Source organism: Streptomyces incanus (genome assembly GCF_042656345.1).
Lineage (GTDB): Bacteria > Actinomycetota > Actinomycetes > Streptomycetales > Streptomycetaceae > Streptomyces > Streptomyces incanus.
This window is the reverse complement of the sequence record NZ_JBHSPC010000101.1, coordinates 150,051-163,814: the sequence shown is the minus strand read 5'-3', so window position 1 is coordinate 163,814 and position 13,764 is coordinate 150,051. Positions and strand designations below refer to the sequence as shown.

General features: G+C 69.5%; 13 protein-coding genes and 1 pseudogene. 6 read left to right on the top strand and 8 right to left on the bottom strand.

Going from position 1 to position 13,764, the window contains the following annotated elements; translation table 11 throughout:
* Positions 1–124 (top strand): annotated as a pseudogene (locus ACFP2V_RS30185) (dihydrofolate reductase family protein); the annotation flags it as partial.
* Positions 125–321: 197 nt separating this feature from the next.
* Here ACFP2V_RS30185 and ACFP2V_RS30180 read toward each other — a convergent pair.
* Both ACFP2V_RS30180 and ACFP2V_RS30175 read right to left on the bottom strand, forming a co-directional pair.
* On the bottom strand, positions 322–1,014 hold the full coding sequence (locus tag ACFP2V_RS30180) for a Tn3 family transposase (RefSeq protein WP_381218465.1): 693 nt from the start codon (positions 1,012–1,014) through the stop codon (positions 322–324).
* Positions 1,015–1,039: 25 nt separating this feature from the next.
* Positions 1,040–1,504, bottom strand: coding sequence for an ATP-binding protein (locus tag ACFP2V_RS30175; RefSeq protein ID WP_381218464.1), 465 nt, complete (start codon positions 1,502–1,504; stop codon positions 1,040–1,042).
* 162 nt (positions 1,505–1,666) lie between these two features.
* On the opposite strand from ACFP2V_RS30175, the gene ACFP2V_RS30170 reads away from it, so the two are divergent.
* The 3 genes from ACFP2V_RS30170 to ACFP2V_RS30160 all read left to right on the top strand — a co-directional run bounded on the left by ACFP2V_RS30170 (position 1,667) and on the right by ACFP2V_RS30160 (position 3,741).
* Positions 1,667–2,539: a helix-turn-helix domain-containing protein gene (locus ACFP2V_RS30170; RefSeq protein WP_381218463.1), complete on the top strand. Its 873-nt coding sequence runs from the start codon at positions 1,667–1,669 to the stop codon at positions 2,537–2,539.
* Positions 2,536–2,736, top strand: a complete 201-nt coding sequence (locus ACFP2V_RS30165; RefSeq protein WP_381218462.1) for a DUF397 domain-containing protein — start codon at positions 2,536–2,538, stop codon at positions 2,734–2,736. The genes ACFP2V_RS30170 and ACFP2V_RS30165 overlap by 4 nt, the downstream gene beginning before the upstream one ends.
* A gap of 381 nt (positions 2,737–3,117) precedes the next feature.
* Positions 3,118–3,741, top strand: coding sequence for an SMI1/KNR4 family protein (locus ACFP2V_RS30160; protein WP_381218461.1), 624 nt, complete (start codon positions 3,118–3,120; stop codon positions 3,739–3,741).
* Positions 3,742–4,200: 459 nt separating this feature from the next.
* On the opposite strand, the gene ACFP2V_RS30155 is transcribed toward ACFP2V_RS30160, so the two are convergent.
* The 4 genes from ACFP2V_RS30155 to ACFP2V_RS30140 are packed head-to-tail and all read right to left on the bottom strand — an operon-like array spanning position 4,201 to position 9,665.
* Positions 4,201–6,582, bottom strand: coding sequence for a beta-xylosidase/alpha-l-arabinosidase (locus ACFP2V_RS30155; protein WP_381218460.1), 2,382 nt, complete (start codon positions 6,580–6,582; stop codon positions 4,201–4,203).
* Positions 6,579–7,397: a carbohydrate ABC transporter permease gene (locus ACFP2V_RS30150; RefSeq protein ID WP_381218459.1), complete on the bottom strand. Its 819-nt coding sequence runs from the start codon at positions 7,395–7,397 to the stop codon at positions 6,579–6,581. Before ACFP2V_RS30150 ends, ACFP2V_RS30155 begins: the two co-directional genes overlap by 4 nt.
* On the bottom strand, positions 7,394–8,350 hold the full coding sequence (locus ACFP2V_RS30145; protein ID WP_381218458.1) for a carbohydrate ABC transporter permease: 957 nt from the start codon (positions 8,348–8,350) through the stop codon (positions 7,394–7,396). The genes ACFP2V_RS30150 and ACFP2V_RS30145 overlap by 4 nt, the downstream gene beginning before the upstream one ends.
* 10 nt (positions 8,351–8,360) lie before the next feature.
* On the bottom strand, positions 8,361–9,665 hold the full coding sequence (locus ACFP2V_RS30140) for an ABC transporter substrate-binding protein (RefSeq protein WP_381218457.1): 1,305 nt from the start codon (positions 9,663–9,665) through the stop codon (positions 8,361–8,363).
* A 138-nt stretch (positions 9,666–9,803) separates the two neighbouring features.
* On the opposite strand from ACFP2V_RS30140, the gene ACFP2V_RS30135 reads away from it, so the two are divergent.
* Both ACFP2V_RS30135 and ACFP2V_RS30130 read left to right on the top strand, forming a co-directional pair.
* Positions 9,804–10,826, top strand: a complete 1,023-nt coding sequence (locus tag ACFP2V_RS30135) for a LacI family DNA-binding transcriptional regulator (protein ID WP_381218456.1) — start codon at positions 9,804–9,806, stop codon at positions 10,824–10,826.
* 313 nt (positions 10,827–11,139) lie between these two features.
* Positions 11,140–12,525 carry a DEAD/DEAH box helicase gene (locus ACFP2V_RS30130; protein WP_381218455.1) on the top strand — a complete coding sequence of 462 codons (1,386 nt, stop codon included), beginning with the start codon at positions 11,140–11,142 and terminating at the stop codon, positions 12,523–12,525.
* 388 nt (positions 12,526–12,913) lie between these two features.
* Here the strand turns inward: ACFP2V_RS30130 and ACFP2V_RS30125 are convergent, their stop codons facing one another.
* Together ACFP2V_RS30125 and ACFP2V_RS30120 are read right to left on the bottom strand one after the other, a co-directional pair.
* Positions 12,914–13,426 carry a GNAT family N-acetyltransferase gene (locus tag ACFP2V_RS30125; RefSeq protein ID WP_381218454.1) on the bottom strand — a complete coding sequence of 171 codons (513 nt, stop codon included), beginning with the start codon at positions 13,424–13,426 and terminating at the stop codon, positions 12,914–12,916.
* A gap of 104 nt (positions 13,427–13,530) precedes the next feature.
* A complete protein-coding gene (locus ACFP2V_RS30120; protein WP_042166983.1) occupies positions 13,531–13,734 on the bottom strand; it encodes an MbtH family protein in 204 nt (67 codons plus the stop codon).
* Positions 13,735–13,764 lie beyond the last annotated feature (30 nt).

The following is a 13,764-nucleotide window of genomic DNA, read 5'->3' as shown; positions in this document are numbered from 1 at the left end:
GGTCCTGGTGGGCGGCGGCACGCCGTTCTTCACAGCCCTGGACAACTGGGTGAACCTGACCCTGGTGGAGACCCGGACGTTTCCCGACGGCGTGGTCCTGACCAGGTACGAGACCAAGCGCTGAGCGCCCGACGTCGGATCGGCGCGGGCTTCGGGCGCCCAAGGATCTCGCGGCGCTGTGTTCCGAGGCGATCGTGATACCCCTGCCGGATCACAGGCCGTGTATGTAAGGGATCCCCAACCGGACACCGGTCAGCTCGTGCTGAGCGGGAGTCTGCTGGTCATGTTGAGCTTCACCTCGCCGTAGGGCCGGACGTGGGACTAGAACAACGGGGTCAGGCCGCGCCGGTCGGCGGGCGTGAGGAGGTCCGCCCACTCCGGTTCGCCGAGGATGTCCTGGAGCATCGGGGTGTTCACGAAGACCAGGGCCGATCGCAGGATGCGCAGGCACAGGACGAACATCTCCTGCTCGTCGCGCCGGTTCGAGGCGATCTCCCCGCCCTTGCCGTAGGCGATCACGGAGTTCGCGCCGTTGGAGGACTCCATCACGTTCAGGCCCTCCTCGATCTCCCGCTGAAGGTCCCGAAGTCGCAGGTAGCGGGCCACGAAGATGGTCTTCTGGGCGCGGCCGACCTCCAGCATCGCCGCGTAGGTGGGGTGGGAGGCGTTGCGGGTGAAGCGGCGCAGGATCGCCTCGGTGGACGCGGTGCGGGTCCGGATCGCGGTGGCGTACTTGATCATCTGATCGTGCTGCTGGGCGATGAGTTCCCAGCGGATCGGCCGGGTCAGCGCCGGGGTGAGCTGCGGGTAGGCGTCCGGTTCGCCAGCCACGGGCCGGTACAGCTTCACCTTGTTGATCCGTTTGATGCGCGGCAGCAGGTCGAAGTTCAGCAGCCTCGTGATGCCGAACCCGATCTCCGACTGGCCATGACTGTCGGTGTAGTTGGCCTCGACGTCCATGGTGGTGCCGTGCCGCATCGCGCCCTCGACCATCGCGCAGGGCGGGCGGGGCACCGGCGGCAGAGTGCCCTTGCCCTGCCTACCGCCCTGCCCGCCGGGCGCACTCCGCCCACACCGTCTTGCCACCCGGCGGGTACGGCTCGCAGCCCCAGGCGTCGGCGAGCGAGACGACGAGGAGCAGGCCCCGCCCGGACTCATCGTCGCCGTCGGCATCGGCGGCCGGGGTCGGCGCGGGCAGACGTTCACCCCGCGCGTCGGTCACCTCGATCCGCAGGGTGGCGGGGGTCAGGGTGAGGGTGAGACGTGCGTTCCTGCCCCGCACCCGGCCGTGCAGGGTCGCGTTCGCGGTCAGTTCGGCAATGAGGAGGGAAGCCGTGGCCGTGGTGTCGTCGTCGGGCTCCGGCCGCTCCTGTCGTGCGGCGAGCCAGCGCTCAGCCGCATGGCGTGCGGTGTGCGCGCCGTGCGCCGTGGTGGGAAACATGGTGCGGAAGTGGGCTGTGCGGGCGGTCGGTTCACCGGGTGCGGTGACGGTTTCCTGATTCACATCACCGAGGGTGACCGAATCGTCCTACTGCGTGGAGCACCCCGAGCAGTACGCAGGGTGACTGTCCCGACACTGAAGGTGTGATGTACGGGCGTACGGCCGTGTCCCGGCCGCGTTTTCGCCGGTTCGTTCTCTGCACAAGGAACAGGGTGGTGGTACGGCATGGCAGCGCAGCCGGGTACGGGGGTCCCCACGGGCGATGAGGTGGACGGAACGGACGAGGTCGCGGACCTGTTCCGGGCCCTCGGCCGCCAGATCAAGGTCGCCCGGGAACGGGCCGGACTGAGCCAGAAGGAACTGGGCGACCGGATCGGGTACGGCGAGGAGACGATCTCGTCGGTCGAGCGGGCCCGGCGCACACCTCAGCCCGAACTACTGGTCGCGGTGGACCAGTTGTTGGACTGCGGCGGCCTGCTCGCGTCCGCGGCGGAGGATGTGGAACGGGCGAAGACCCGGCGCAGGGTGCGGCATCCGGAGTGGTTCCGGAATTACGCGCGGTTGGAGGCGGAGGCAGTTGAGCTGCACGACTACAGCTCACTCGCGATTCCCGGGCTCCTTCAGACGGAGGCTCACGCACATGTGGTATTCGGTACCCGCCAGCCTCTGCTGGACGAGGCGACCGTCGAACAGCGCGTGGCCGCGCGGCTGGACCGCCAGCAGATCTTCGACCGCTGGCCTCCGCCGTTCACTACCTTCACCATCGAGGAATCCGTGTTGCGTCGCCCGCTCGGTGGGTGGGACGTTCATCGGAAACAACTGGAAGCGCTACTGAAGTTCGGCAGGCTACGCAGTGTGGAGCTCCAGGTGCTGCCGACGGAACGCAAGGAGCATCCCAGCCTGGGTGGACCCTTCATCCTGCTCACCCCGAAGGACAAGCCCCAGGTGGCATACCTGGAAGTGCAGCACGTCAGCCGTCTGGCCACGGATCCGGACGAGGTCCGTATCCTGGCCGCACGCTACGGCAGCATCAGGGCGCAGGCGCTCACGCCAGAAGAGTCACTGACCCTGATCGAGAAGATGCTGGGAGACCGATGAACACTGAACAGCCCGCACGGCTGGACTGGTTCAAGAGCAGCTACAGCAGCGGCGAAGGAGGGGCGTGCGTCGAGGTCGCCGCCGACGCGAGCGCCATACACGTCCGGGATTCCAAGGAGCGCGGCGGCCTTCGGCTCGCGTTCGCGCGGAGCGCATGGTCCGGGTTCGTCGCGGACCTGGGGCGGGACCGGATCTGACCTGCCGCACCCGAGGCCGTGGCACTCAGGCTTCCCGGCACGGCCCTTCCTCGGTGGCGGTCCCGGCACCTGGGGAGGGCCGCGCCACCGGTCGCCCGAAGATCGGCCGCGGGTGCGATCGTCCCCGCTCTCCCTTTCTCAGAGCGATGGCCTTTTCGCACGTTAATGGACGGGGTGGGTCCCCCGCTTCGCGTTGAGCACTATGGCGTGAGCTTGGTGAAGGCCGCGTAGGGGGACGCGTGGGGCGCGAGAGGATCCGCACGGTTCATGAACGGGGTGCCCGAGCAGATCGGCCGGTATGTGGTCGAACGGGAGCTGGGCTCACGGGGAAAGTCCACACGGCAGAGTCCTGACGGATTGCTCGCGCCTACCCTCACCTGTATGACGACCGATTGGATGGCGGAATACCAACGCATGGCCCGGGGGCGGCGCTTTGATGAGCCCAGCCGTCCGCCCGCGAGGCAGGTTGCCTCCCCGCCGCCGCTGTCCGAAGCGGAGATCTGCGAAGCGGAGGCGGAGTTGGGCATCGCTTTCCCGGACCAGTACCGAGAGTACTTGCTCCGGCAGAGCGCCGGCGGCGCGGTGAACCGCCTCTGCCGATCCGCGGCAGGCTGGGGCTGGCATGGGGACTCAAGCACCAACTACGACTTGCTCACTACCGACTTCCCGCATCCCGACTCCTACCGTGCTTACGAGGATGAGCTGGACGCGCGCGAGCCGCTGACTCAGGACTTCCCGGACCACCACGCCTACCGGGCGGCATGGGAGCAGTGGGACGCTGAGTACGGGGTGTTCCAGGAGCACAAGACGTCCGGCGCTGTATTCATCCAGGAAAACGGCTGTGGCTTCTCGACCCTGCTCGTTGTCACCGGTCCGCACCGGGGCTCACTGTGGTTCGACGGCCGGGCCACCTGCGACCAGATCCTTCCTCTGCACCTGGGCGGTCAGCCCGTGTCGTTCATGGACTGGCTCTCTCGAAGGTCCATGACTCTGGTCAGCTGGTGAACGCGGCTGGGCCGACACCGGGCGGAACCGGTCCGGCGGCCCGGTCGCAAAGCGCATCAGGGTGAGGTCGCCCGCGAACGCCCCCTGCCCGGAATCCTCGCCCGCCTCACCGAAGAAGCCCGCCGAAAGATCATCCAGACCGAGTACTTCACACGTCTGGTGCCCGGGCCCGTCCCGGGAGACCCGCAACAGCTCACTATCCGACCCCCGCCCTCCTCTTTTGACCCGTTCTTCCCGATCGGAGACCGACTTTGTTCACGAGACCGGTTCTCGTGAACAAAGCCGGTCGCGGCTTGCGGAGAAGGGCGGCGGCAGTGGGAACACCGGAGGGTCCACGTCCTGGACGGGCCTGGGAAGACCGGGTCGGACGGCCCCCGTCCGAAGTGACGGAAGCGGGCTCAGCACGAGACGACCCCCGGCCGGGGGGAACCGGCCGGGGGCTGTCTCGTGCGGTCCGGCTCAGGTCTGGGCGGCCGGCTCCTGGGTGAAGGGCGCGTGGAAGCGGCGGGTGTGGTCCACCTGGCGTTCCGGGCCGGTCAGGGTGACCGTCGCCGTCAGGCGCGCGTCGGTGCTCGAGGCGGCCAGGCGGAGTTGCAGGTCGCCCGGTTCGACGATCCGGTGACCGGCGCGGCCGGTGAAGGAGGCCACGTCGGCCGGAACCGTGACGCGGACGCGACGGGCCTCGCCCGGCTCCAGCGGCACCCGGGTGTAGCCGACGAGCCGCTGCACCGGCTGGACGACGGAGGCGACCGGGTCGTGGAGATAGAGCTGGACGACTTCGGTGCCGGACCGTTCACCGGTGTTGCGGACGGTGAGGGAGAGAGTGAACTCGCCGTCCGTCGAAGCTTGTTCGGCGTCCACAGCAAGGTCGTTCCAGGCGAACGCCGTGTACGTCAGGCCGTGGCCGAAGCCGAACGCCGGCGTCGGGTCGATATTGGACACCTCGCTGACCTGGGCGAGCCGTGCACCGAGGTAGGTGGTCGGCTGGGACCCCGGGCCGCGCGGCACGCTGACCGGGAGCCGTCCGGAGGGGTTGGTGCGGCCGCTGAGCACCCCGGCGATCGCCTGGGTGCCGGCGACTCCGGGGAAGAAGGACTGCACGATCGCCGCGGACTCGGCGACGGCACGGCCGAGCGCGTACGGCCGCCCGGCGAGCAGGACGGTCACCACCGGTGTGCCGGAGTCGAGCAGCGCGTCCAGCAGGTGCTGCTGGGCGCCGGGCAGGGCGAGGGACTCGGCGTCGCAGCCCTCACCGCTGGTGCCCCGGCCGAACAGGCCCGCGCGGTCGCCGAGTACGGCGATGACGATGTCCGCGTCCCGTGCCGCGTCGACCGCTTCGCCGATGCCGGAGAGGTCTCCGTCGTCGACGCCGGTGCCACGGGCGACGCTGATGTCCGCGTCGGGAAACTCGGCGGCCAGGGTGTCTCGCAGGGTGGGCAGGTCGATCCCGACCGGGACGTCCGGGTGCTGCACACCCACGTGTTGGGGGAAGGAGTAGCAGCCCAGTACGGCGGTGGCCTCGGCCGCGTTGGGGCCGACCAGGGCGATGCGGCGGGGCCGGGCGAGCGGCAGGGCGCCGTCGTTGGTGAGCAGGACTATGGCCTTCTCGGCGACCTCGCGGGCCAGTTCCCGGTTCTCGAGCCGGTCCAGGTCGACCCTGCCTCGCAGCGCCTCGGGGTCGTCCAGGTCGACGCCCTCGAGCGCGGGCGGGACCGGGCTCCAGTCCGGGTCGAGCAGGCCGAGGACCGCTTTCTGGCCGAGGACACGGCGCAGGGCGCGGTCGATGACCGACTCCGGTACCCGGCCGTCGGCGACGGCCTCGGCGAGCGGTGCGCCGAACGTCTTGACGGTGGGCAGTTCGACGTCGACGCCGGCCTTCAGCGCGGTGCCCGCGGCCTCCGCCCAGTCGCCCGCGACGCCGTGCAGGATCTTGAGGAAGGCGATGCCGAAGTAGTCGGCGACGACGGTGCCGTCGAAGCCCCAGGTGTCGCGGAGCAGTCCGGTCAGCAGGCTCTCGTCGGCCGCGGCGGGGACGCCGTCGGTGTCCGTGTAGGAGTGCATCACGGAGCGGGCGCCGCCCTCGCGGATCGCCATCTCGAACGGCGGCAGCAGGACGTCGGCCCGTTCGCGGGCGCCCATGGGCGCGGGGGCGAGGTTGCGTCCGGCGCGGGAGGCCGAGTAGCCGACGAAGTGCTTGAGGGTGGCGACGATCCCGGCGGACTCCAGGCCCTGGACGTACGCGGTGCCGATGGTGCCGACGAGGTAGGGGTCCTCACCGATGGTCTCCTCCACCCGGCCCCAGCGGGCGTCGCGCACCACGTCGAGGACGGGCGCGAGACCCTGGTGGACGCCGACGGACCGCATGTCGCGGCCGATGGCGGTGGCCATCCGGCGCACCACGTCCGGGTCGAAGGTGGCGCCCCAGGACAGCGGGACGGGGTAGGCGGTGGCGCCCCAGGCGGCGAAGCCGGCCAGGCATTCCTCGTGCGCGACGGCGGGAATGCCGAAGCGGTTGGCCGAGGTGATACGGGACTGGGTGCGCAGCAGGGAGAGCGCGCCGAGCGCCGGGTCGACGGGTGCGGTGCCGAAGGGGCGGGTCAACTGGCCCAGTCCTGCGGGCAGAAGCGCGTCGAGGTCGACGGCCTCCTCCATGTCGTGCTGGTGTGGGGCCACTTCGCCGCCGTTCGCGGACGCACCGACCCACACGCCGTACAGCTGGGCGATCTTCTCGTCCGGGGTCATCGCGCCGATCAGCGCGTCGACTCTGGCGGCGACGGGGCGGTCGGGGTCGTTCCAGAGGGGGATTTCGGGGGTGGTCTCTACGGCCACGTCGGCAGTCACTTTCCTCCGACGCCCATCAGACCCTGGACCAGGGTGCGACGGGCGAACAGGTAGACGAGCAGGATGGGCACCATGGACAGCACCACGGCTCCCAGCAGACCGGGGATGTCGATGCCGTGTTCGGTCTGGAAGTTGTACAGACCCAGGGTGACGACCTTGGCGGAGTCGGACTGGGTCAGGACGAGCGGGAACAGGAAGCCGTTCCATGCCTGGAGCGCGGAGAAGACCACGATCGTGGACAGTCCGCCCCTCGACAGCGGCAGGACGAGCTGGAAGAACATGCGCCGTGGGGAGGCACCGTCCATGGCCATGGCCTCGTACAGTTCCGGGGAGATGTCGCGCATCGCGCCGCTGAGGATCAGCGCCGACATCGGCAGGCAGAACGCGGCCGTGGGCAGGATGACGCCCAGCAGGTTGTCGTACAGCCCGGCCTCGCTGATCAGGTAGAACATCGGCACGATGACGGCCTGGGCGGGGATGGCGAGACCGAGCAGGAACAGCCGGAAGATCGCCGACGTGGTCCGGCCCCGGCTGCGTACGATCGCGTAGGCGAGCGGCGGGACCAGCAGCAGCACGATCCCGATCACGCAGCCGGTGACGACGAGCGTGTTGAAGAAGTACTGGCCGAAGCCCGAGTCGAAGGCACCGGTGTAGTTGTCCAGGGTGAAGCTGTCCGGGATCGAGACCGGGCCGTTCTCGGCGTAGTCCTGGCGGGTGCGCACGGTCGCGGCGAGCATCACGTACAGCGGCAGGCCGACCAGGAAGAGCCAGAAGAGCGAGCCGGCGCCGGCCAGGTAGTGGGGACGGCGCCTCATGACACACCCTCCATGGTGCTGCGCATCTTGTCGTAGCCGGATACCCGGACGACGATCAGCGAGATGATGGTGGCCGCGACGACCAGGGCCAGGGCGATGGCGGAACCGGCGCCGAAGTCGAAGCCCTTGAACGCCTTGTCGTACATGTAGTAGGCGCTGATGGTGGTGTCGGTGCCGGGGCCGCCCTGGGTCAGGATGAGGACCGTCTCGAAGGTGGTCAGGCCGCCGACGATCATCAGGATCATCGAGGTGATCATCGAGTTGCGCAGCTGCGGCAGGGTGATGTGGAAGAACTGCCGGTAGCGGCCCGCCCCGTCGATCTCGGCCGCCTGGTAGAGCACCTGCGGAACGGCCCGGGCGGCGCCCTGATAGATCAGCGTGTGGAACGGGGTGAACTGCCAGGTGCTGACGAACGCCAGCACCCCGATGGCGGTGGCCTGTTCACCGAACAGGTTGCCGTCGCCGAACAGCCAGGTGGCGTCGGCCGGGATGCCGAAGTTCGGGTCGAGCAGCGCCCGCCACAGCACGGAGACGGCCGTCGCGGACAGCAGCAGCGGGATGAAGTAGATGACGGACAGCACGGCCCGGTTGCGCTGGTGGCCGGCCGCCCAGACGCCGAGCACGATGCTCAGCGGCGTCTGGATGACCACGCCGAGCACGGTCAGCAGCAGGGTCAGCCAGATGCTCTGGAGCATCACCGGGTCGTCCATCAGGCGGGACCAGTTGTCCGTGCCGACGAACTGGGGCGAGCCGATCCCGTCCCAGCTCATGAAGGACAGCACCGCCACCATGATCAGCGGGGCGATCGCGAAGAGGGCGAAGAACACTGCGGCGGGCAGCGCCCAGGCGAAGCCGGGGCGGCCCACCTTCGTTGCGGACGAGGCGGGCGGCCTCCGCCGGGACCCCTTGCGGGGTCCGGCGGAGGGCGGAGCGCTCGTGATCTTTGTCGTCATGAGCCGTTCGTCACTCGGTCGGGAGGGCCTGCATGGCCTTGATGAAGCCGTCCGCGTCGAGCTGTCCGTTGAAGAACTGCTGGATGGCCTTGTGCATGTCCGAGCTCGCCTTCTGCGGGTACGCCTGGTCCCAGGACAGCTGGAACGACGGGGCGTCGGCGACCAGGTCGTACTGGAAGCGCGAGTACTCGGGGGTGCCCGCGGTCTCGATGAACTTGTCGGTGTTGGTCGTGGTCGGCAGGTTGCCGATGTCCAGCTGCGCCTTGACGAAGTCGTCGGAGTACATGAGCTTCAGGAACTCGGCGACGGCCTCGGGATGCTTGGTCTTCTTCATCACCGAGTAGTAGTTGTTGGTGTTGCCGGCGACGTCGGCCAGGTCGCCCTTGCCGCCCTCGACGGCCGGGAAGGCGGTGTAGCCGAGGTCCTTCTCGGCGAACGCCTTGTGGTCCGTCAGCTGCTGGGAGTAGTACCAGGAGCCCATCAGCTCGAAGCCGGCCTTGCCCGAGGACACCAGCTGGACCGAGCCGCCGTTGGTGTACTTGACGGAGTCGTAGTTCTTGCCGAAGGCGCCGGCGTCGACGAGCTCCCTGATCATGCTCAGGGCCTTCTTGCTGTCCGCGCTCTCCCAAGCGCTCTTGTCGCCCCCGACGGCCTTCTCGAACAGCCCCGGGCCGGCCACGCGGTCGAAGAGGTACTGGAACCACATCTGCGTCGGCCAGACGTCGCCGCCGCCGAGCGCGATCGGGGTCACGCCCTCGTCCCTGAGCTTCCCGACCGCGTCGAGCAGTTCGTCCCAGGTCTTCGGCGGCTTGACACCCGCCTCGTCGAGGACCTTCTTGTTGTGGAAGAGCAGGACCGGCTGGGTGCCGCGCATCGGGATGCCGTACGGCTTGCCGTCGACGACGGCGTTGTTGAAGACGGACGGCAGGAACTTGTCCTCCAGGTCCGGGTCCTTCTTGATGAAGTCGTCCAGCGGCAGCAGCAGACCGGCCTTGACGAACGGCTTGATGCTGCCGCCGCCCCAGTTGAAGAAGACGTCCGGGGCCTGGGGGGTGCTGATGATCGTCTGAAGCTTCTGCTGGTAGTCCGCACCGGGGATGGTGTCGAGGACGACCTTGACGTCGGACGTCTTGTTGAACGTGTCGACGAGCTGCTTCTCGACCTTGTTGGTGGCGTCACCGTAGACAAGGACATGGATCTTGCCGTCGTCCGACGACGCCCCGCCGCCCCCGTCGCCGCAGGCCGAAAGGGTCAGTACCAGGGTGAGCGTCGCACCACCGGCGACCAGTCGGGGCAAGTGCGCACGTGTCTTCATCGTTCGCCTTTCGAAAGTTTCGGCCTCATCACCGAAAGTCCATGCCGTGGGACAGTAGGTCGGACGGGAGTCTCGGTCAACGGTCGAGTCGGTACTCACTCAAACCGTTATCGACACGTGGTGTCGTATCCTGCGGCTATGCACGATGACCACGAGACGAGCGGCAGAATCACCCTGGCCACGGTGGCGAAAGAGGCCGGCGTTTCGATGCCGACAGTTTCGAAGGTCCTCAACGGCCGATCGGACGTCTCTCGCACGACCCGAGCCAAGGTGGAACGGCTGCTGGATGTCCACGGTTACCGCCGTCGCACCCAGGCGGCGTCCCGCTCCCCACTCATCGAAATCGTCTTCCACGAGCTGGAGAGCGTCTGGGCGATGGAGCTGATCCGGGGCGTGGAGAGCGTCGCCAAGGAAAACCGCGCGACGGTGGCGCTCACCGAGAGCGGCACTCGGCACACCCCCGCTCCGGAGTGGCTCCCGGGCGTGCTGCAACGCAGGCCGCTCGGCGTCGTGCTGGTCTTCTCCACCCTCCCGGAGGACATCAAACGCCAGCTCAGAGCGGCGGCCATCCCCCTCGTCGTCATCGACCCGGCGGGCGACCCCGACCCCGACGTCCCCTCTGTCGGCTCCGCGAACTGGGCCGGCGGCCTCGCCGCCACCCGCCATCTCACCGAGCTCGGTCACGAGCGGGTCGCGATCATCACCGGCCCCGAGGACATGCTCTGTTCGCTCGCCCGCCTCGACGGCTACCGCTCCGCCATGGCGATGACGGGCCTGGAGACCGACCCGCGTCTGATGCGCTTCGGCGACTTCCACGTACGGAGCGGCTTCGAACACGCCATGGACCTGCTGAACGGCACCGACCGGCCGACGGCGATCTTCGCGGGCAGCGACCTCCAGGCACTCGGCGTCCTGGAGGCGGCCAGGGTCAGGGGCCTGCGCGTGCCGGAGGACCTGTCGGTGGTGGGCTACGACGACGTACCACTGGCCCAGTGGTCGAGCCCGCCCCTCACCACGATCCACCAGCCCCTGCGGCACATGGCCGAGGAGGCCGCCCGCATGCTCCTCCGTCCGGACGCCCCCGGCACGGCGGCACAGCGCATCGAACTGGCGACACACCTGGTGGTACGACAGAGCACGGCTCGGTCGCAGAGGGCTTGAGGACATGGCTTACGGGCCCTTCGCCGGCGGTTTCACTGCACAACGGCAGGTCGTGGGCCCGAAGACTTCAGGGAGCACCGGTGTGCTCCCGCGCAAGCATGCTCCTTGCCCGTGCTTGCGCGCGGATCAAGCCCCTCTGACGCTGCCGACCGGTCACCGGCGCGGAAGAGAGTCTCGGATCCGGTGGAGAAATCAGTGCCGGAGGCGCGTTCCGGGCCGCTGATAAGCTGTGCCCGCGCTTCATTACGCCGGGGTCCGTACCGAACGGTACGGACCCCGGTGCGTTCCAGGCGCCAGATCAGGAAGGTGTCCCATGAACGCGAAGCCGTCGGCCTCCGGACTCTCCAGGGGCGGCACGTCCCCGCGAGTGACAGCGTCGCCGGAGGTGACCCCGGCCGCGTCCTTCGACGCGTTCGGGCTGCCGCCGGAGCTGGTGGAGACGATGGAAGGGCTCGGGGTGACGGAACCGTTCCCCATCCAGGCGGCGACGCTGCCCGACGCGCTGGCCGGCCGTGACGTCCTCGGACGGGCACGGACGGGGTCCGGCAAGACGCTGGCCTTCGGGCTCGCTCTGCTCGTCCGGACGGCGGGCCGGCGGGCGGAGGCGAAGCGGCCGCTCGCACTGGTCCTGGTGCCGACCCGGGAGCTCGCCCAGCAGGTGAGCGACGCCCTGGTGCCGTACGCGCGGACGCTGAAGGTACGGCTGGCGACGGTGGTCGGCGGGCTGTCGATCAACCGGCAGGTGGCGGAGCTGCGGAGCGGTGCCGAGGTGGTCGTCGCGACGCCGGGGCGGCTGGCCGACCTCGTGTCGCGCCGGGACTGCCATCTGAACCACGTTCGGATCACGGTGCTGGACGAGGCGGACCAGATGTGCGACCTGGGGTTCCTGCCGCAGGTCTCGGACATTCTGGAACAGGTCCCCTCCGACGGGCAGCGGCTTCTGTTCTCGGCCACGCTCGACCGGCACGTCGAGCAACTGGTGCGCAGTCACCTGAACGACCCGGTCCACGCGTCGGTCGACCCCGGGGCGGGCTCGGTGAGCACGATGGACCATCACGTCCTGACCGTTCATCCCGCCGACAAGTACGCCACGGCGACCGAGATCGCCGCTCGGGACGGCCGGGTGCTGATGTTCCTGGACACCAAGGCGGGCGTCGACCAGTTCACCCGTCATCTGCGGGCCGGCGGTGTGCGGGCCGGTGCCCTGCACAGCGGCAAGTCGCAGCCGCAGCGCACGCACACGCTCGCCCGGTTCGCGGACGGTGACATCACCGTGCTGGTGGCCACCAACGTCGCGGCGCGGGGCATTCACATCGACGCGCTCGACCTCGTCGTCAACGTCGACCCGCCGGCCGACCCCAAGGACTACCTGCACCGCGGCGGGCGCACGGCGCGGGCCGGACAGTCCGGGACCGTGGTCACCCTGGTCACTCCCGCCCAGCGGCGCGAGGTGAACCGGATGATGTCCGACGCCGGTGTCCGGCCGACCGTCACCCCGGTGCGCTCCGGCGAGGCGACGCTGACCGCCCTCACCGGTGCGAGGCGACCGCCGGCCGGGACGAAGGCCAACGGCGGCAACGCGCCCTTCCGCGGCCTCGGCAGCCGTCCGGGGCGTCCCGTCAAGGAGTCCCGCAAGGCCGCCGAGGCCCGCAAGGCGGCGGAGGCCCGGGCGGCGGCCCGGGTGCGCAGGGGCCACTGACCTTCAAGGCCGGGCCGATCGAGGTGCAGGGGCCCCGGCGGGACTTCGAGCGGGTCCAGCGGGCGATCTTCCCGTGGGTGACGTGGTACGACGAGGAACGTCTCCACCGCGCGCTCGGCTGCGTACCGCCCGCCGAGGACGAACGCGGCTTCCGGCGAGGCCTGGAAGAGGAACCGCGGACCGCCCGGAACATGCCCGTCGGACTCTACGAAGCCCGGTTCGGTTCACCCGCCGGCGGGTTCAGCCGTCTCCCGAGGCCCGGACGCCCTCCCGGATCCGGCCACGGCCGGGAGGGCTCGGCCGACCGGCCGTGCCCTCCCCTCAGGAGAGGGAGGGCCGGATCGAGGGCGGGGGAGGGCGCCGTGGCGTTCCGGACCGGCTCCCGGTGTCAGTTGGGGTCCGTCGTCGAGACCACCACCATCTTGGTCACGGTGCCGTCGTCGCCGACCACGTCGCGCACGTGCCGGAAGCCCAGTCGGCGGGCCATGGCCAGGCTGGCGGTGTTGTCGGCGCCGACCATGCCGTAGGCCTCCTTCAGGCCCAGGTCGTCGGCTGCGTGGCGGAGCAGGCCGCGGACCACTTCCGTGCCCAGGCCCCGACCCCAGTACTCGGGGGCGAGGGCGGTGATCAGTTCGTGGCCGTCGACGTTGCCGGTCTTCTTCACCTCCGCGTGGCCGACGTAGACCTCCTCGCGCCACAGTCCCCACACGTCGAACCTGCGCTGCGGGTAGACGTCGGTGAGGATGGCACGGAACAGCGTGCGGAGGTCGGCCTCCGGCACGCGTTCCTGGCCCATCCAGCGGCAGACCTCCTCGTCGCGCAGCAGGGCCACGAAGACGTCCTCGTCCTCGGGGCGGTAGGGCCGGAACGTGAGTCGTTCGGTGTGCAGGACCGGTGTCATGACGGCTCCTCAGGATGGGCGGACGGGCAGAGCGGGAAGGGCGGAGGCCGGGGTGCGATCGCGGGACGCACCCCGGCCCGCCCTTCGTGGTCGTGCGGGACGCGTCAGGCTTCGGCGTTCTCCATGCGCTCCCGCAGGCTGCGCGGGCGCATGTCGGTCCAGACCTCGTCGACGTAGGCGGAGCACTCGGCCTCCGTGCCCTCCTTGCCGACGGGCTGCCAGCCGGCGGGCACCTCGACGTCGACGGGCCACAGCGAGTACTGCTCCTCGTCGTTGCGCAGCACCTGGTAGCGGGTGTTCTCGTCCATGTCTGTCGGTCTCGCTCTCTCGGGTCGGGC